The 17,893-nt window shown below is 72.1% G+C and carries 13 protein-coding genes; 4 read left to right on the top strand and 9 right to left on the bottom strand.

Annotation, left to right across the window (positions count from 1 at the left end; translation table 11 throughout):
- Positions 1–34: 34 nt before the first annotated feature.
- The 3 genes from AC5L36_RS07345 to AC5L36_RS07335 all read right to left on the bottom strand — a co-directional run bounded on the left by AC5L36_RS07345 (position 35) and on the right by AC5L36_RS07335 (position 4,226).
- Positions 35–1,612: a right-handed parallel beta-helix repeat-containing protein gene (locus tag AC5L36_RS07345; RefSeq protein WP_441220910.1), complete on the bottom strand. Its 1,578-nt coding sequence runs from the start codon at positions 1,610–1,612 to the stop codon at positions 35–37.
- Positions 1,613–1,635: 23 nt separating this feature from the next.
- Positions 1,636–3,225 (bottom strand): right-handed parallel beta-helix repeat-containing protein, encoded by a 1,590-nt coding sequence (locus AC5L36_RS07340; protein ID WP_441220908.1) that lies wholly within the window; start codon positions 3,223–3,225, stop codon positions 1,636–1,638.
- A 257-nt stretch (positions 3,226–3,482) separates the two neighbouring features.
- Positions 3,483–4,226: a copper homeostasis protein CutC gene (locus AC5L36_RS07335; protein ID WP_441220906.1), complete on the bottom strand. Its 744-nt coding sequence runs from the start codon at positions 4,224–4,226 to the stop codon at positions 3,483–3,485.
- Positions 4,227–4,391: 165 nt separating this feature from the next.
- On the opposite strand from AC5L36_RS07335, the gene AC5L36_RS07330 reads away from it, so the two are divergent.
- Complete coding sequence (locus AC5L36_RS07330; RefSeq protein ID WP_441220904.1) at positions 4,392–4,745, top strand: S24/S26 family peptidase; 354 nt, start codon at positions 4,392–4,394, stop codon at positions 4,743–4,745.
- On the opposite strand, the gene AC5L36_RS07325 is transcribed toward AC5L36_RS07330, so the two are convergent.
- From AC5L36_RS07325 to AC5L36_RS07315, 3 genes are all read right to left on the bottom strand, one after another.
- On the bottom strand, positions 4,736–6,535 hold the full coding sequence (locus AC5L36_RS07325) for a glycoside hydrolase family 3 protein (protein ID WP_441220902.1): 1,800 nt from the start codon (positions 6,533–6,535) through the stop codon (positions 4,736–4,738). The two genes, AC5L36_RS07330 and AC5L36_RS07325, sit on opposite strands and share 10 nt — an antisense overlap.
- A 251-nt stretch (positions 6,536–6,786) precedes the next feature.
- Complete coding sequence (locus AC5L36_RS07320; RefSeq protein WP_441220900.1) at positions 6,787–7,932, bottom strand: MalY/PatB family protein; 1,146 nt, start codon at positions 7,930–7,932, stop codon at positions 6,787–6,789.
- Positions 7,933–7,937: 5 nt separating this feature from the next.
- A complete protein-coding gene (locus tag AC5L36_RS07315; RefSeq protein WP_441220898.1) occupies positions 7,938–9,107 on the bottom strand; it encodes a monooxygenase in 1,170 nt (389 codons plus the stop codon).
- A gap of 180 nt (positions 9,108–9,287) precedes the next feature.
- On the opposite strand from AC5L36_RS07315, the gene AC5L36_RS07310 reads away from it, so the two are divergent.
- Positions 9,288–12,446, top strand: coding sequence for an eCIS core domain-containing protein (locus tag AC5L36_RS07310; RefSeq protein ID WP_441220896.1), 3,159 nt, complete (start codon positions 9,288–9,290; stop codon positions 12,444–12,446).
- Positions 12,447–12,831: 385 nt separating this feature from the next.
- On the opposite strand, the gene AC5L36_RS07305 is transcribed toward AC5L36_RS07310, so the two are convergent.
- Genes AC5L36_RS07305 through AC5L36_RS07295 form a run of 3 tightly spaced genes read right to left on the bottom strand, consistent with a single transcriptional unit; the run spans position 12,832 to position 15,697 of the window.
- The gene (locus AC5L36_RS07305) at positions 12,832–14,073 is read right to left on the bottom strand and encodes an endonuclease/exonuclease/phosphatase family protein (protein WP_441220894.1); all 1,242 of its coding nucleotides are present in this window, start codon (positions 14,071–14,073) and stop codon (positions 12,832–12,834) included.
- Positions 14,074–14,123: 50 nt separating this feature from the next.
- The gene (locus AC5L36_RS07300) at positions 14,124–15,191 is read right to left on the bottom strand and encodes an SAM-dependent methyltransferase (protein ID WP_441220892.1); all 1,068 of its coding nucleotides are present in this window, start codon (positions 15,189–15,191) and stop codon (positions 14,124–14,126) included.
- A 20-nt stretch (positions 15,192–15,211) separates the two neighbouring features.
- Entirely contained in the window at positions 15,212–15,697 is a 486-nt protein-coding gene (locus AC5L36_RS07295) for an Lrp/AsnC family transcriptional regulator (protein ID WP_441220890.1), read from the bottom strand.
- 104 nt (positions 15,698–15,801) lie between these two features.
- On the opposite strand from AC5L36_RS07295, the gene AC5L36_RS07290 reads away from it, so the two are divergent.
- Positions 15,802–16,929, top strand: coding sequence for an MFS transporter (locus AC5L36_RS07290; RefSeq protein ID WP_441220888.1), 1,128 nt, complete (start codon positions 15,802–15,804; stop codon positions 16,927–16,929).
- A gap of 50 nt (positions 16,930–16,979) precedes the next feature.
- A complete protein-coding gene (locus tag AC5L36_RS07285; protein WP_494907689.1) occupies positions 16,980–17,885 on the top strand; it encodes an S-4TM family putative pore-forming effector in 906 nt (301 codons plus the stop codon).
- Positions 17,886–17,893: the final 8 nt, after the last annotated feature.

Below are 17,893 nucleotides of genomic sequence, written 5' to 3'. Positions count from 1 at the left end.
GGCCGGTGCCCGGTCCCGCCGTTTCAGGGTCGGTTCAGAAGCGTGCTCCCACGTCCGCGCCGTTCGACGGGCGCAGGAACGTGGAGGACGGGATCGAGCCGTCCGCGTTGCGCGGCCCGGTGATGGTGCTCGGGTTGGTGTTGGCCAGCGACCAGGTGCCGCCGATGTCCCAGGAGTTGCCGCTGCCGCTGGAGTTGGACCCCAGGTTGACGTTGGTGCCGTTGGCCACGGCGAGGTTGTTGGTCAGCGTGCTGTCCGACCGGTCGAACAAGAAGCCGCCCGACGGGTGGTCCCACGCCGTGCACCGCTCGATCCGGTGCTGCCCCGGGTTGTTGTTGTCGATGAAGCCGCTGCGGGCGTTGTCCCACGCCATGCTGTTGCGCACGGTGTGGTTGCCGGCGACGCCGTTGCCGCCCAGCTTGAAGCCGTTGCCGTCACCGACGTAGTCCGGCAGGTTCCACCGGTTGAAGCCGTTGCCCCACGCCAGGCTGTTTTCGACCAGGATCGGCGAGGAGAACATCCACCAGTCGAGGCCGTCGTCGGAGTTGTTCCACAGGCGGGCGCCGCGCACCACGTTGCCGGTGCCGGAGCCTTCCTTGATGGCCAGGCCGTCGGCGCTCTCCCCGTTGCTGCGCGGGTCGAAGTTGCCGTACGAGTCGAGGTTGATGATCTGGTTGTTGTTCGACGTCAGGAAGAGGTGGAAGCCCGACTCGTAGTTGTCGCGGGTGACCAGGCGCTCGTAGTAGTTGTTGCTGGAGTCGAGGCCGAAGACGCCGTACGGTCCGTGGATGATCTCCAGGCCGATCAGCCGCCACCAGTCGCCCTCGATGTGGATGGCGCCGCGCTCGGGCCGGGGGATGGAGGAGTCGACCGCGCCGGGCGTGTACGGCATGTTCTCGCCGTCCAGGACGACGCGCTCGTTGTTGTAGTTGCGCATCGTGATGGGCTGGCTCGACGTGCCGTTCTTGAGGATCTGGATGTTCGTGCTCGGCGCGTACGTGCCGCCGCGGATGTAGATGGTCTGGCCGGGCTGGACCAGGTCGACCGCCCGCTGGATGGTCAGCAGCGGCGCCGCCAGCGTGCCGGCGTTGCCGTCGTTGCCGTTGGTCGCCACGTACAGCGCGCCGGTCGGCTGCGGGGTGCCGCCCACCTCGAAGTCGAGATAGTCCACATTGGGCAGACCGGCCGCGGCGGTCGGGTTGAGCCGGATGGTGTTGCTGCCCGCGTTGACCGAAACGGTGAGGGTCTTGGTGACCCACGTCGACCAGGCGCCGGTGCCCTCGAAGGACGGGCTCTGCACGGTCGTGCCGTTGACGAGCAGGTTGGCCGGGCGGGCGCCGGTGGTGCCGTTCGCGAACCGCACGCCCAGCGTCGCCGTGCCGGCACTGGCGGCGTTGACGGTGAACTGCGCGTACCCGGCGGTGGAGTTGGTGCCGTTGCAGAAGCCGCTACCGGAGTAGCCGGCCCAGTTGGAGTCGATGGTGCCGGAGCAGACGGCCGGGGAGGTCTCGGCCTCGTACCGCGTCGGTGCGGCGCTGGCCGCGGTCGGTGGCAGGACAAGCACCGCCGCGGCCACCAGGCCGGCGGAGGCGATCGTCGATTTCATGCGCATGGCTACGTCTCCGTGGGAGTGGGTTAGAGCGTTACCGGCCTGCCGCCGAACGTGACGATGAGGCGGCCGTCCGCGGCGAAGGACCAGCCGAGCGCGCCCGTGTACGAGGAGCAGCGGGACCCGTTCGAGCCGGCGTAGAACTGGTTGGAGCTGTCGCTGTTGCCGATGATCCGGTCGTTCGAACCGCTGTCGCACGACGTGTTGTTGCGGAAGACCGAGGTGCCGCCGTCGAAGTTGAAGTTGCGCTCGGTGTTGTCGACGCCGAGGTTGTTCGACATCGTGATGCTGCCGAGGTTGCGGTTGTACGTGAAGCCGTGCTTGCCGTTGCCCACGGCGATGGTGCGCCGCACGACGTGGTTGACCGCGATGTCCTCGCCGCCGAGCTTGAAGCCGTTGCGGTCGCCGTTGCCGGCCTGGCCGCCGTTGCTGAGCGTGCCGTTGTCGTACGCGATCGAGTCCTCGATGGTGACCGCGCCGATCGCGCCGGTGTCCGACTTGGTGTACAGGTCGTAGCCGTCGTCGATGTTGTTGTGCGACACCGTGTACCGGAACACGTTGCCGGAGCCGACCGTGAGCTTGGGCGCGAAGCCGTCCGCGTCCTCGCCGTCGGAGTCGGCGTTGTCGTGCGACTCGGCGCTCAGGATCAGGTTGTTGGCCGGCCACTGGTCGCGCGGCGTGTCCGACGCGATGCGGGAGAGCTGGAGCCCGCTGTCGCGGTTGAAGCGCGTCACCGTGCGCTCGATGATGTTGTTGCTGCCGCCGACGAAGATGCCGTTGTCGCCGGCGCGCTCGACGACCAGGCCGTAGACGCGCCAGTAGTTGCCGTTGACGGCGAGCCCGCGGGCGGCGGTGTCTTCGGCCTGCGCGGAGAAGTTGAGCACCGGCCGCTCACCGGGGTAGGCGGAGAGCGTCTTGCGGGCGCTGGCGGTGCCGTTGTTGCCCGGTGCGATGGTCACCGTCTGCGCGAGGTTGTACGTGCCGCCCCGTACGTAGATCGTGCCGCCCGCCGGGATGCGCGTGATCGCCGAGGCGAGCGTGGTCGGGCTGGCCTCGGTGCCGGGTGCGCTGGCGCTGCCGTTCGCCGAGACGTAGAGCGTGTTGCCCGACGGCGGCGGCGTGGTCGGGGGAGTGGTGGGCGGCGTCGTCGGCGGTGTGGTGGGCGGAGTGGTGCCCGGCGTCGTTGGGTTTACGCCTCCCGTGCACGCCACACCGTTGACGGCGAAGCTCGCCGGGACCGGGTTGCTGCTGTTGTTCCACGTGCCGTTGAATCCGAACGAGGTCGTGGCGTTGGTGGCGAGCGAGCCGTTCCAGGTCACGTTCGCCGCCTGCACGCTGCCGCCGCTCTGGGTGAAGGTGGCGTTCCAGCCCTGGCTGACGGTCTGCCCGGCCGCGAACGACCAGGTGACGGTCCACGAGGTGAGTGGGTCGCCGACGTTGGTGAGGCTGACGTTCGCGCTGAAGCCGCCGGGCCATTGCGAGCCCACCGAGTACGCGACCCGGCAACCGGGTGCCGCCTGGGCCGCGCCGGCGGTGACCACGACCGTGGCGGCCGCGAGCGCCGCCGCCGTGCCCGTGGAAATCCACAGCGCCGCACGGCGCCGTCTGTTGTGCATGGTGCTCTCCTTAGGTCTGGTGCGCCTCCGGCGCCGGTTGCCCTGGCCGGTGTGGAGGCGGGCCTTCTCCCGCCGGGACGCGCGTCGCGCCGCAGCCCGGCGGTACGGCGACCTGGTGTGGCGTCAGGCGGGAAAGCGCTTTCCAAGATACTGACATATGACCATATAGTCAATCGTCGGTATGTGCGCGAGTACTTGGTAGACGCCCCGGGACCTCCGCGGATAACAGAAACCGCGAAACTGTTCGTGGGTTTGCTCTACCGTTCGACGCCGGCGGCTCGGATCAGCGCCTCGATCGCCGCCCGGCTCGTGCGGCGGCGGGTGTACTCGTCCGCGCCGGACGCGCTGCCCATCGCGACCCGCGGGTTGCGGTGGCGGGCCGGGCTGTCCACAGTGGTACGTGCGGTGAAGTGCACCTCGCGCACCCCGGTCAGGTCGATCAGGCGCCGCACGTTGCCGGCCGTCACGCCGCCGCCCGGCATCACGACCAGGCGGTCCCCGGCGGCCGTGACAAGCTCGGCGATCAGCGCGGCGCCGTCGAGCGCGGTCGCCTCCTGGCCGGATGTCAGCAGCCGGTCGGCGCCGAGGTCGGCGACCGCGGCGAGCGCCTCGCGGGGACGCCGGGCCATGTCGAAGGCGCGGTGGAACGTCACCGACAGGCCGTCCACATCGGACAGCAGCTCCCGGCAGGCGGCCAGGTCCACGTCGCCGTCCGCGGTGAGCGCGCCGATGACGACGCCGTGCGCACCGGCCGCCGCGACGGCCTCGATGTCGCGGCGCATCGCCCGGATCTCGTGGCGGTCGTAGACGAAGTCGCCGCCGCGCGGGCGGACGAGCACGTTGACGTCGATGGTCGCGACGTCGAGGGCGGTGGCGATCGCGCCGGCGCTGGGGGTCACGCCACCCTCGGAGAGAGCGGCGCACAGTTCGACCCGGTGGGCGCCGGCCGCCTGTGCCGCGAGCACCCCGTCAGCGCTGTCGACACAGACCTCGAAACGCACCCGCACATGCTATGCGATCTTGGCGGCGGGCCGCGTGGGGCGGCGCGCCGCGTGGGGCCGCGCACCGTGCAGAGCAGCGGGCCGCGCAAGGCGGCGCGACGCGTGGGGCGGCGCGCCGCGTAAACCGGTGGTCGTCCTCATGGCGATCGGGCACGCTACCGGGTGATGGGGATGCTGGAGAGCATGGCGAGCCGGGTCGCGCAGGGTGCGACCGTCCAGTTTCGGCCGACCGGGTCGTCGATGGTGCCGCTGATCCACAGCCGACAGCTGGTAACGGTCGCGCCGGTCGACCCGGCCAAGCTCGCCGTCGGCGACATCGTGCTGGCCAAGGTCGCCGGGACGGTCTACCTGCATCTCGTCTCGGCCCTCGACGCCGGCGCGGGCCGCGTGCAGATCAGCAACAACCGCGGCCGGGTCAACGGCTGGACGACCTACGCCCGCGTGTACGGCATCTGCACCGCGGTCGACGGCGCCGCCCGACCCCGCCTCGACGGCAAGATCCGGGCCGGTCAGCCGTAGCTGAGGCCGTGTCCGAACGGATAGAGCGCGCCCGTCCCGTCCGCCCGCGGGATCGTGACCGGCAGCCGCCCGCGCGGGTTTACCTCGCCGAAGAGCACCCGTACCAACGCCTCGATCGAGCCGGCCGTGTAGCCGTAGGTCGCCAGGTAGGTGGGCACCGTGGTGAGGCGGGAGATGTCGTACGGGTTGCGCATCCCGGAGACCACCACCGGCTTGCCGGTCGCGAGCAGCGCCGCGACAAGGGCCTGCTGGGCGGCCGCGGACGCGGTGGGTAGCCCGGTTGTGGCGTCGACGTTCGCCGCGTTGTTGGTCGACACGACCACGAGGTCGGTGGCCGCGGCCGCCGCCACCGCCGCGTCGATCCTCGCCTGGGTCGGTGTCAGACCCGTCTCCACCACCGTGACGGTCTGGCCGCGGCGGCTGATGGCGGCCCCGATGGTCGCGGTCGTCGTCACGCCCCAACCCGTCACGAGAACGTCGCGCGGGTCCGGCGCGAGCGGCAGCAGGCCGGCGTCGTTCTTGACGAGGGTGGTCGTGCGGTCGGAGATGGCCTGCGCGTCGAGGAGGTGGTCGGGCGCGCCCACGACCTTCTCCGCGAGGGCGGCGTCGACGAACGGGTCGGCGAACAGGCCGCGCTTGGTCTTCAGCCGCAGGATCCGGCGCACCGAGTCGTCGAGCCGGCGCTTGGAGATCTCGCCGCTCCGCACGGCGTCGAGCACCGCGTTGTACGCGACGTCCATCTGCGGCGCGAGCACGAGCTGGTCGGCGCCGGCCTTGAACGCCTCGACCGGCGCCACCTCGGGCGGGTAGGTGCCCGTCGCCCCGCCCATGTCGAGCGCGTCGGTGACGATGAGCCCGTCGTAGCGCAGGTCGCCGCGGAGCAGCCCGGTGAGGATGGGCTTGGACATCGTCGCGGGCGCGCCGCTGGGGTCGATCGAGCGGAGCACCACGTGCGCCGTCATGATCGTGTCGACGCCGCGGCGGATGGCGGCCCGGAACGGCGGCAGGTCGATCGCCTTGAGCTGCGCGCGGGTGTGCGTCACCTCGGGCAGGCCGAAGTGACTGTCTACTGTGGTGTCACCGTGCCCCGGGAAGTGCTTCGCCACCGCGGCCACACCGCCGTCGTGGTAGCCGTCGACCTGCGCGGCGACAAGGTCGGCCACCAGGCCCGGGTCCTCGCCGACCGACCGCACGCCGATGACCGGGTTGGCCGGGTTGACGTTGACATCGGCCACCGGCGCGTAGTTTTGGTTGATGCCGACGGCGTCGAGCTCGGTGCCGATCACCTCGGCCGAGCGGCGCGCGTCGGCCCGCGACCGCCCGGCGCCGAGCGCCATGTTGCCCGGCATCGCGGTGGCCGGTGCGGAGAGCCGGGTGACGACCGCGCCGCCCTCCTGGTCGGTGGAGATCAGCAGCGGGATGCCCGTGCGCTGCCGCGTGGCGGCCGCCTGGAGCCCGTTGGACAGCGTGGCGATCTGCCGCGGGCTCTGGAGGTTGTCCGGGCCGCGGGCCGCGGTGAAGTAGATGACCCCGCCCGGCTGGTACTTGTCGATGACCTGCGCCGGCGTGCTCACGCCATACAGCCGCTGGTTGTTGGCGGCGGCGGCCGCGCTCACGGTGTCGGCGTCCTGCCCGAACACCTCGACCACGAAGAGCTGCCCGACCTTCTCCTCCAGGCTCATGTGCCGGATGAGCCGATCGACTGGCTTGCCCGTGGCGGCCGACGGCGAGGCGGCCGAGACCACCAGCACACCCACCGTGGCGGCGGCGACGCTGACCCGACTCCACATGCGGGCGACTTTACGCAACGTGTATAGCCGCGGTAAACATCGATTAGCCTGCTTTCTTTACACATATTTCTTGCCCGGGTCCGCGTCACCCGCGGACCGTCGCTCCCGCCGGAGACCGCTCCGTCCGGCGGCTCGCCAGGGCTCGCCGACTTCCCCGGCCTCCGCTGCCAGGTCCGCGGATCCAGCCCACCGCACCCGCCCGCCCTCCTCTCCCTCCCCAAGAGGGCAGCCCTCTTGGGGACGGGCCGGCGCTAGCGGGCGGCGGCTGCCATGCGGGCGGTGACCTCGTCGAGGATCTCCGGGCTGGTGGCGAGGTTGAAGCGGGCGAAGTCGGCGCCGGCGGCGCCGAACCGGCTGCCCCGCTCCAGCGCCACGCGGCCCTTGTCGAGAAACAGCTCGCACGCCTTGTCGCCGCCGCCGAGAGCGGTGCAGTCGAGCCAGGCCAGGTAGGTCGCCTCCGGTCGGCACCAGGAGAGCATCGGCAGCCGCTCGACCAGTAGCCGGCCGAGCAGGGTGCGCCGGTCGTCGAGCGTGGCGAGCAGTCGGTCGAGCCAGGCGACGCCCTCGGTGTACGCGGCCACCGACGCCAGCACGCCCAGGTGGCCGACCCGCGCGGAGGTCTCCGCCGGGAAGCGGTCGACCACGGCCGCCATCGCCGGCGCCGCGGTCACGACGGAGGCGCATTTGAGACCGGCGAGGTTCCACGCCTTGCTGGCGGAGACCACGCTGACCGCGACCTCCGCGGCGCCCGGCAGGGTGAGCAGCGGGGTGAACGCCGCGCCGGGCAGCGCGAGCGGCGCGTGGATCTCGTCGCTGACCACCGTGACGCCGTACGCGGTGGCGAGCCGCACCACCTCGGCCAGCTCGTCGGGGGCGTGCGCGCGGCCGACCGGGTTGTGCGGGTTGCACAGCACGAACGCCGCCGGGCCGGCCGCGAACGCGCGCTCCAGGGCGGGAAGGTCGAGCCGCCAACCGGCGGCCTCGCGGGCCAGCGGCACCTCCACGATGCGGCCGCCGGCCTCGGGCACCCAGTCGTAGAACGGCGGGTACACCGGTGGGCAGAACACGACGTCGTCGCCGGGACGGCGCAGCGCCCGCAGCACCTCCACGACACCGACTCCGACGTCGGCCACCGCGGTCACCGACGCCGGGTCGACCCGCCAGCCCCACCGGTCGGCGGCGAACCCGGCCAGCGCCTCGCCGAGCACCGGCTCGGCCACCGGATAGCCGGTGTCGCCGCAGTCGATCGCCTCGTGCAGGACGGCCGTGACCGGTGGCGCCAGCGCGAAGTCCATCTCGGCGACGAACAGCGGCACCACGTCCGGCGGGTATCGCAGCCACTTCTCGCTGCGCCGCTGGCGCAGTTCGGCCAGCGGCGCTACGGGCAAAAGATCCATGCCGCCTATGATCGCGTGCCGATCAACAGGCCCAAACACATTTCGTCGCTGGTGCCGTCGCCCCACACGACGTACCGGGGCGGCAGCTGCTTGAGCTGGGGCAGCATCTTGCGCAGGCCGGCGTCGTGGGTGCAGGTGACCCGCACGACGTCGCCCTTCTTCACCTCGACCGGGCTGGCCAGGGGCCGGATCGCCTGGTCGTCGAAGTTGTACTGGGGCACGTCGAGCAGGGTCTTCGCGCCGGCGGTACCCGGGTTGAGCTCCATCTTGATGGACCGGCCGAGCAGGTGCATATGCCCGGCGGTGGCGTGGATGGTGGCACCGGCCTCCATCGGGATGTCGCAGTGCTGGGTCGGCCCGGGCACCGGCTTGCCCTTGCTGCACCACTCGACGAGCTGCGCGGCGGTGGAGCCGACGTCTTCGCCGAAGCGGCGGGTCACGTCTTTGATCGCCTCGTCGCGGTCGCACAGCGGGCCGCTCTCCTGCGCGGTGCACGGCAGCTCGATCGGCGCCGGCACCTGGAGCGTGGCCAGCGGCGTCATCGGGCTGCTGCCGTCGGCGACGCGCAACCTGATGCTCGACTGGTCGGTGTCGCCGGTCTTCTCGTCGATCGCGAGCAGGTTGTAATGCACCTGCATGACCATCTGGCTGCCCGGCGGCATCTCGTAGCCCAGGCCCTCGTCCAGCAGCACCTCGTTGGCGCCGGGCGCCCAGTGGGCCACCCACGCGTCGTCGTCGACGCCGGAGTCGCCGAAGCACTGCCAGCCCTCGCCGGGCGTGCGTTTGTCGAGCTCGTTGGCCTCTCGCACGTGCTCCGGCGTGATCCGGAAGAAGATGGCGTGGTGCACGATGGCCGAGTTTTGCGGCAGGAACTGGCTGCCCGTCAGGTAGCTCTTCGTGGACAGTCCAGGATCGACGATGAAGCAGCGGTACTCGTCGGTGCCGCCGTTCGGCGCGGCTGGCGTGTACGGCCGCGGCATCTTCAGCGTCACGAAGCGCTCGCCGTCCCGCGCCGGCGCCGGCGGTGCAGGTGGCGAACCCGAGCCGTGCGTGCTGTGTGTCGTGTCAGCCGGAGCGGCCGGGGCGTCGCCCGCGTCGTCGCCGCACGCCGCACTCACCCCTAGCAGGGCCAGGCCCATCGCCGCCGCGACAACCCGCCCACCGATCCCCGTCACGCGCATCTCCCGTGCCTCCCCTGACATAGACGCCCGTACCGTCGATGATCGAGGAAGCAGGTGCTTGCTGTATATCCGGGTTCGCCCGGATTGAACCCCGAAGATCCGTCCGCCGGACCGTGCCCCTATGGCTGCCCGCAGGTACCACCGCTTCCCGAAGGGCGCCGGTACCGTGAGGTGATGAGGGGCGGACGCGCGGAGCACGCCCGCGACCGGCCCGTCGACGAGACGCCGGCGCCCGGGCCCGCCGCCCCGCCGGTGTCCTGGGTCAGCAACAGCGCCGTGGCCCGGCTCGTCGATCGCCCCGGCCCTCTTCCGGTGGGCACCGACCGTCAGGCCGAGCGGGCCACGCCCCCGCCGCCGGAGGCGAGCCGGCAGGCGGCGCCGCCGATCGTGCACACCGGTGGGGTGGCCGACCAGGCGGCGGCCGCGGTGGGTGCCCTGGCCTTCGCCTTCGGTCCGCATGTCGTGCTGTCGTCGGTCGTCGCCGGTGCCGCGCCGCCGCTTCGCAACCGGGTGCTCGCGCACGAGCTGCGGCACGTCCGCGCGCAGACCGCGGCCGGGTACGAGTGGATCGAGCGCTACGAGCCGATGGCGCTCAACTCGTCGATGACCGCCACGGCGGCGGAGAGCCTGCCGGACGAGGAGCTGCGAGCCGAGCTCGCCGCCGCCGACGCCGCACTGTCACGGCCCGACCTGGCCAACCGCGACACCGTACGAGCCAACCGGGACCTGCTGGAAACGCAGGCGATGGCGCGCGACCTGCCCCGGGACACCCCGACCCCCGGGCCGCGCCCGTACGCCACCGCCGGGATGGAGCTCACCGAGGACGCCCAGCACGTGCGGTACGTCCTGGAGACGCTGGTGACCACGCGCGGCACCGCCTACACCGAGCGCGTCGTCGACGACGTCGACCTGATGTCCACCACCTTCGGCAAGGCCCTGTACTGGATGGGCCAGGGTGCGTCCGCGGGCGCGTACCCGATGGGCGGGCAGCCGCAGATCCCGCCGGTGTTTCCGTCGCCCGCGTTGGCCCGGCTGGTGTCCCAGCAGTGGCAGATCCTCAAGGCGGAAAACGAGACGATCGTCAGGCAGGCGGAGCAGGTCGGCAAGGCGCTGATGCTCCAGGCGCTGGCCACGAGCCTCGCCCAGACCGAGCAGGAGAGCCAGCGGTACGGCTGGGTGTCCAACCGCCACTACACGCTGCGGGACACCCGGCAGGACCACCTCCAAGAGGAGCAGCGGCTCGGGCGGGCCGCGGCGGACCTGGTCGCCAAGCGTGACCGCCTTCTCCAGGTGGCGGGGGAGATCGGCGCGCTGGAGTCCCGGTTGAACACCGCCGAGTCCGACCCCATGCTCGCCGAAAACCTCGGTGCGCGGATCAGCGCGCTGCAAGCGCAACAGGCGCAGGCGCGGGCCGACCTCCTGAACGCCGAGCTGGCGCAGACCCAGCAGTTTCCGGTCCTGTCCGCGTACGTCTCCCGCAACGAGTGGGACGACCTGCGCGACCTGGCCGAGGATCCGACCGACTGGGAGTACGGCGTCCGGATCCGGGAAACCCTCGGCAACATCCTGGACGTGAAGGAGGCGCTGCTCGCGGGCGACACCTCGATCTGGAAACAGGACGCCATCGTCGGGCTCCTTCGCCAGCTCCAGTCCATCCCGCCCGGCTCGATGCGCGCCAGGCTGTTCGACGAGGCGATCGCCGCCGCGGACGACGACCCGTGGTGGAAGACGGCGCTCACCGTGGTCGGGATCGGGCTGTCGCTGCTCGCCGCCATCCCCACGGGAGGCCAGAGCCTGGTGGTCGCCGCGGCGATCCTGACCGCCGACGCGCTGGCGATCGGCATCGACATCTACCTGCTCAGCGAGGCGTGGTCGGAGTACCAGCTGGACAAGGCCGCGGCCGGATCCGACCTCGACATCGCGAAGGCGGTGTCCAGTGTGGAGCCCTCCGCCCTGTGGCTGGCGGTGCAGATCGTGGCGACCGGGGTGGGTGCGGCGGGGACGGCCCGCACCTTCCGCGCCGCCGTCGCGAGCCGCGCCGCGGCCCGCGCGGCGACCACGTCGGACGAACTGGCCGACGCCCTCAAGGCGCTCGACCAGCAGCTCGGCGACGCCGGACTGCCGGCGGCGGCCAGAGAGCGGGCGATCAGCGAGGCCATGCCGCCCGGGTACACCCCCGACGAGATGCTCCGCGCCGCCGAGGAAGCCGGCGTCCGCCTGTCCGCCGAGTCCGCGGCGCAGGCCGCGAGCCGCGTGTACCCCGGGATCCGCCCCGAGCTCGCGAACAGGGTGTCCAGCGCTCCGCTCGAGGGCAGTCCGGTCGGTACGACCGGGAAGGCGTGGACGCACCGCGCGGTGAAGGCCGACGAGATCAAGCCGATCGAAGACGCCGTCGACGGACCGGGCTGGCAGTTCCCCGAGCTGAAGGAGGGCGAGGTGCTCGTCTTCCCGTCCGGCTACCGGGTGTGGCGGGATCCGGGCAGCAAAGCCATCGTCGAGGAGATGGCGGTCTCGGAGTCCGTCACCGCCTCGCGGGCCGTCAGCCAGGGCGAGGACTCGATCCACGGCGCCACCGACATGGGGCCCGAGTTCGCCGCCGCGAAGACCGAGCGGGCACACGGGGCCGGCTCACCCGGTCTGGGCTTCGACGCACCGTACGGGGTGGTGCACGCCCCGTTCCTCGTCAACCAGCGCTACGAGAAGTCGCTGGAGGCGTGGCTGCCGAAGCTCCAGGCCAACGCCGCGCCCGGTGTCCAGTACGTCTACACCACCATGACCGTCAAGCGGGGCATGGCCCTCCAGGAGCGGGTCTACCGGGTCAGCGCGATCGCCGACGGGGAGATGCACGACCTGGTCGAGTTCACCGTGCGGATGGACCCCGCCAAGGGGGTGGGTGACGCGGCCGTGCAGGTGCCCACCGGGCCCGACGTGATCGCCTCCCAAGAGGTCCTCGACCGGTTCATCACCGTCGATCCGGGCGCCACCCTCGGCGAGGCGCTGGGCCGGCAGGTCCGCGCGAAGGGCGCGACGCTCCACAAGGGACTACTCGAGACCCGCAAGCGCCTCAAGACGCTCAAGGAGACGGTCCGGGACAAGCTCGAACCCCGACTCGTCGAAGGCGACGTCGCCTTCGCGGACGCGCTGGACGAGCTGACCGCGACGGTCGGACGACTGGAGGACCACTTCGCCGCCGAGGCCGTCGACACCGCGGCCCTGACCCGGGTCGACGAGATCCTGACGGCCTTCCGCGCCCGCACCAGCCGCCGGCTCCACCGGGTGACCGCCCAGGATCTCCAGGCCCTCACCGAAAGCCTCGAAGACGCCCTGCGCTAGCAGACCTTTCAGGGTCAGGGTCGCCGCCCGTCGTGGCGTGGCTTCGAGGCATATTTGCCCACGTCCGCGTCAGCTGCGGACCGTTTGCGCGGGGTCCCCGGGGAAACGTGGAGCGCAGCGGAGCGTTTTCTTGGGGTGCTTTCCCGCGGGCACCGTTCCCGGCCGGCGGCTCGCAGCGCTCGCCGAAATCCCCGGCCGTCCACTGCCGGGTCCGCGAGACAAGCCCGGAAGGGGGTCTTCGCGGACCCCCTTTCTCCCCGCCGGTTGCGCGCGGGGTGAGCGCGACCGGCGGCGGACGGGTGAGGCCGCGGGAGCAGCGGTCTGGACCACGACGGACGTCGCGGTAGCTCGAATCCTCTTCTGGTCAGGGATCCAGAGGCCGGGCTCACCGGGTGACGTCGAGCCAGACCAGGCGGTGGTCCGACGTCGGGAAGGGGAACGTGCCGGTCAGGCGGGACAGCGGGTCGCTGGCGACCGGCCAGAAGACTCCGCCGCCGCGGATCCGCAGCCCGCGCGACGGCAGCACGTAGTCGGCGCGCAGGTTGCCCGGCCCGGGCACGTCGGCGAAGTCGGCGGTGTCCTGCGCCGGGTCGCTCCGGTGCGTGGTGTTGGCGCCGCCCTGTAGCGCGCTGGCCTCGGCCGCCCCGCCGCTCGTCGGGACGAACGAGGCGTTGACCCGCGGGTTGTCGAGCAGCTGCTGGGCCGCGCCCGGCATGCTGTCGCCGTCACGCGGGTCGGAGTTCAGGTCGCCGGCGATGACGAACCGCGACCCCGGCCGCAGCCCGCCGCGGCGGCCCTTGTCGTCGTAGATGTAGCGGCCGTGGCCGGGCCGCACGTAGTCGGCCCAGAAGCGGATCTCGTCGAAGTTGCGGCGGCCGTTGCGGTCTTCGGCACCGTCGAAGACCGGCGGCGTGGGGTGGCTGACCAGGAAGTGCACGGTGCGCTTGCCGACCCGCACCGGCAGGTCCCAGTGGCTCTTCGAGGAGAGCCGGAAGACGGCTTGCTCCGCAGGGGAGTACCAGTCGGCGGGTCCGGCGGTGGCCGGGTCGTCCGGCAGCAGCGCGCCCGGCATGTCCTTCCACCGGAACGTCTGGAACGTCCGCACGTCGCGCGACTCGATCGGGTATCGCGAGTAGACGACCATCCCGAACTGGCCGGGGAACGCGCCGAAGCCGAGCGCGTCGTCGCCGTAGCCCGCCACGGCCGGGTCGGTGACCGCACGCCCGTCGTTGTTGAGGTCGAACCCGGACGCGACGCCGGTGTTGCTCGGCGCGATGAACCGGTACGGGTAGCGGATCGGGGTCGAGCCGTTGCGGCCGACGGACAGGTAGTTGTCCTGGAACAGCCGCGCGGCCTCCGGGTCGTAGTCGAACTCGTTGATCAGCAGCACGTCCGGCCGGATCCGCTGTATGACCTCGGCGACCGCGCCGGCCTGCGCGTTACCGGGGGTGGACAGGTCGGCCCGCAGCGCGCCCGCGGCGCCCCTGTTGAGCGAGGCGTTGAACGTCGCGAACCGCACCGAGTCACCCCGCCCGTGCGCGGACGCCTCCGCCGTGGCGATCGGCAGCGCGGCGACGACGAGGACGGCGGCGGTGGCCAGACGGACGGCGCGGGCACGGATCGACACGGCGTTCCCCCTTCTTCCCGGCCGGAGTCTAGCCAGACGAGGTGTCCTGGCTAGGGGAACAGCCGGTAAAAACGCCATGTCGCCGTCTCGATGGGGAGCACCTCGACGGAGTGGAAGCCGGCCTCCCCGGCGTAGCGGCGCAGGGTGGCGGTGCGCATCACGGCGCCGGTGGCCGCGGTCTCCGGGTCGCCCATGGCGCCGGGCAGGCAGGTGACCACGCTCCAGCCGTAGTGGTAGCGCTCCAGGTCGGGCGCGGGCGCGGTGAACTCGTCCGCGACCTTCTCGTCGATCATCACGACCGAGCCGCCGTCGGCGAGCATGGAGCGCACCGCCCGCAGGACGTCGACGGGGCGGGCCATGTCGTGGAAGCCCTCCAGGATCGTGACGAGGTCGTAGCGGCCGGACAGCGCGGGGGCGGCGGCGTCCGCGACGGAGAACGACACCCGGTCGGCCAGCCCTTCGGCGGCGGCGTTGCGCCCGGCGTCGGCGATCGCGGCCGCGTCGAGGTCGAAACCGTCCACTGTGACCAGTGGGTAGGCACGGGCGATGGCGATGCTCGACCATCCCATGCCGCACGCCAGGTCGGCCACGCGCGCCGGCGGTTGGGCGCGGAGCCGGCGGTCGACGTCCGCGATGGCGGGCAGCCACTCGGCGCCGAGGTGGGCGAGGTAGGTCGGGCGGTTGTCGGCGGCCCGCCCTTCGGGCTCCCAGGGCAGGCGCGGGGGAGCGCCGCCGGTCCGGAACGCCTCGACAAGGTCGGGCAGCGGGCGACCGCCGCGGACGATGTCGATGGCCCGGTGCGCGGCGAACCGCACGTCGTCGCGGTCGGCCAGCACCGGGACGTGCGCGGCCGGCAGGTGGTAGCGGCGGTCGAGCGGGCCGGCGGCGACGTCGTCGACCTCCAGCAGGCCGCTGGCGGCGTGGTGCTCCAGCCACTCCCGGATGTACCGCTCGGCGGTGCCGGTGCGGTCGGCGAGCTCGGTCGAGGTGGCCGGACCGCCCTCGTGCAGGGCCCGGTAGAGCCCCAGCCGGTCGCCGAGGTAGACGGTGTAGAGCTCGAGCGCGCCGAGCGCGTCGCGAAACAGCCGGTCGGCCAGCGCCTCTGTCGGATCATCCATAGAGGCATCCTGCCGGACGTCTAGTGGCTCCAGCCGGCCGATTGGGTGGTTGGCCGCTCCTCGGCGGGGCGTTGCACGGGGCGGTTTTCGTACTGGGTGGAGAGCACGACGTGCGAGTGCATCTCGCGGTGCTCGCCGAGCCGCTCCAGCAGCCCTTCGAGGTGGGACATGGACGCGACGCGCACCTTGAGCATCGAGCAGAAGCCGCCGCTCAGCTTGTGGATCTCGACGACCTCGGGAAAGTCGCCGGCGGTGGTGGTCTTGAGCAGGCAGCGCCCGTGCTCGCAGCGGAGCTGGACGAACGCGGTCAGCGGCAGCCCGGCCTTGGCCGGGTCGACGCGGGCCTGGTAGCCGGCGATCACGCCGGACTCTTCGAGCCGGCGGACGCGCTCGGCCACCGCGGGCGACGACATGTTTACCAGGCGGCCGAGCTGGTTGTAGGACAGGCGGCCGTCGCGCTGTAGCTCGGCGAGGATGCGCCAGTCGGTCTGGTCCAGCTCCTTCATGTGGAAAGCGTCCCGCGAATCCGCCTTCCAATCAAGAGGCGGCGGGGCCGCATGGGTGTCCACAGCCTCTGTAGGCGAACCATGGTCCTTCCTACCGTAAATCCATGACCGTAATCCTCTTCGTCGCCGCCGCGCTGATGAACGCCGCGCTGGCGACGGCCAGCCCGGTGAGCACGATCGTCGCGGCGGACCAGGTCGGCGGTGCCCTGGCCGCCCTGCCCAACACGGCGGCCATCCTCGGCACCGGCTTCGGCGCGATGCTGCTGACCCGGGCGCGCCGGCGCTGGGCCTGGCGGACGAGCCTCACCTGGGGCTACGCGGCCGCCGCCGCGGGTGGGTTGCTCGCCGTCCCCGCGGTGAGCGGCGGCCACGTCGTCGCGTTGTGCGCCGCCATGCTCCTGATCGGGCTCGGCAACGCGGCCGCGCTGCTGTCCCGCTACGCCGCCGCCGAGCACCAGCCGGCGGGCCGGCACGGCTTCGCGATCGGCGTCGTCGTGTGGGCGGGCGCGCTCGGCGCGGTGGGCGGGCCGCTGCTGCTCGGCTGGTTGGCTCTCGCGGACGCGTTCCTCTTCGCGGCGCTGGCCGCCACCCTCGCCGCCGCGGCGACGCTCGCGCTGCCGCGCGCACGGCCCGAGGAGACGAGGACCCGCGTGCCGCTGCGCGTGCTGACCCGTACCCCGACCGCCCGCTCGGCCCTGGCCGTGATGGCCACCGCCCAGGTCGTGATGGGCGGCCTCATGACCGCGGCACCGCTCGGCATGCACCAGCACCACGCCCCGCTCGGCTCGGTCGGCACCGCGCTGTCCGCGCACGCGCTGGGCATGTTCGCGCTGTCACCGCTGACCGGTTGGCTGCTCGACCGGTTCGGCGCCCGCCCGATCATGCTCGCCGGGCTCCTCACCATGCTTGTCGCGACCGTGCAGCTCACGATCGCGCCCGGCGACGAGGGCCTGCGCGTCGCGGCGCTCTTCCAGCTCGGGTACGGGTGGAACCTCTGCTTCGTCGGCGGCAGCGGCAGCCTCGCCGACGGCTTCGCGGCGGCGGACCGGTCCGGCGTGGAAGGCGCCGTCGACGCGGCCGTGTGGGGACTGGCCGCCGTGGCCGCCCTCAGCTCGACCGCCGCGTTCGCCGCCGGCGGGTACACGTTGCTCGGCGCCCTCGCGGCGGCCCTGCTGGTCACGGTGGCGTTGCCACTCCGGTCGGGGATGATCCGCGAATCGCGTACCGGATGATCGGCCGTATTCCTTCAGCCTTGTAGGCATTCAATACCGTCGGTGTCCTCGTGGACACTTTTCGCATGGCGAACACCCAGCGGCTCGTCGAGCGGCAGCAGCGGCGGCGCGCCATCGTCCTGCATCGGGCCATCGCCGCCTCCCACCAGCGGGCGCAACGGGCCCACACCGCCAGCCTCGCCGTGTCGGCGCTGGCCGCGAGCCTCGGCGTCGTCGCGCGGATCGTGCCCGAGGCGGCGCCGACGGTCGCCGTCTTCGGCGCGGTCTGGGTCGTGGTCTACGCGACGGCCGTCGCGCCGTGGGCCGCGCGACACCAGCGCACCAGCGCGACCCTCCAGGAGATGCTGGCCGAGGAGCTGTTCGACCTCCCGTGGAACCAGGTGGCGGTGGGCGACCCGGTGACCGAAGACGAGGTGAGCGAGCTCAGCCGGCAGTACCGCGGCGACGAAAACCGCTACCGGACGTACTACATCGTGGCCGACGTCCCACCGCCTTACGACACGTTGTTCTGCCTTGAGCAGGACCTGGCGTGGGCGTCGCGGGTCCGGCGGCGCTATGCGCGGCTGCTGCTGGCGCTCGCGGTGCTCTGGAGCGTCGCCGGGATCACCGTCGGCATCGTCGCCCAGCTGAGCATCACCGAGCTGATGAGCAACTGGTTCGTCCCGTCGCTCGGCCTCCTCCTCGTGTGCCTCGACAGCTACCGGTCGCAGATCACGAACACCCGGGAGCGGACCCGCGTGCACGCGCTCGTGACCGAGCACGCCAAGAAGCCGCTCGCGCCGGGTCCGGAGTGGACCGAGTTCGCCCGGCGGGTGCAGGATCTGCTTTTCCAGATGCGCCGCCAGCAGCCGCGCACGCCGAGGTGGTTCTTCCTTCGCTACCACGACCGTGACGAGGCGGACTTCCAGTACCGGAAGGAGCAGCTGGAGGCCCGCTTCACGCCCGCCGCACCGTGAGCCGCGGC

The organism is Phytohabitans sp. LZ39 (assembly GCF_059359075.1).
The sequence above is the reverse complement of the archived record's forward strand: the minus strand, read 5'-3'. Positions and strand labels throughout refer to the sequence as shown.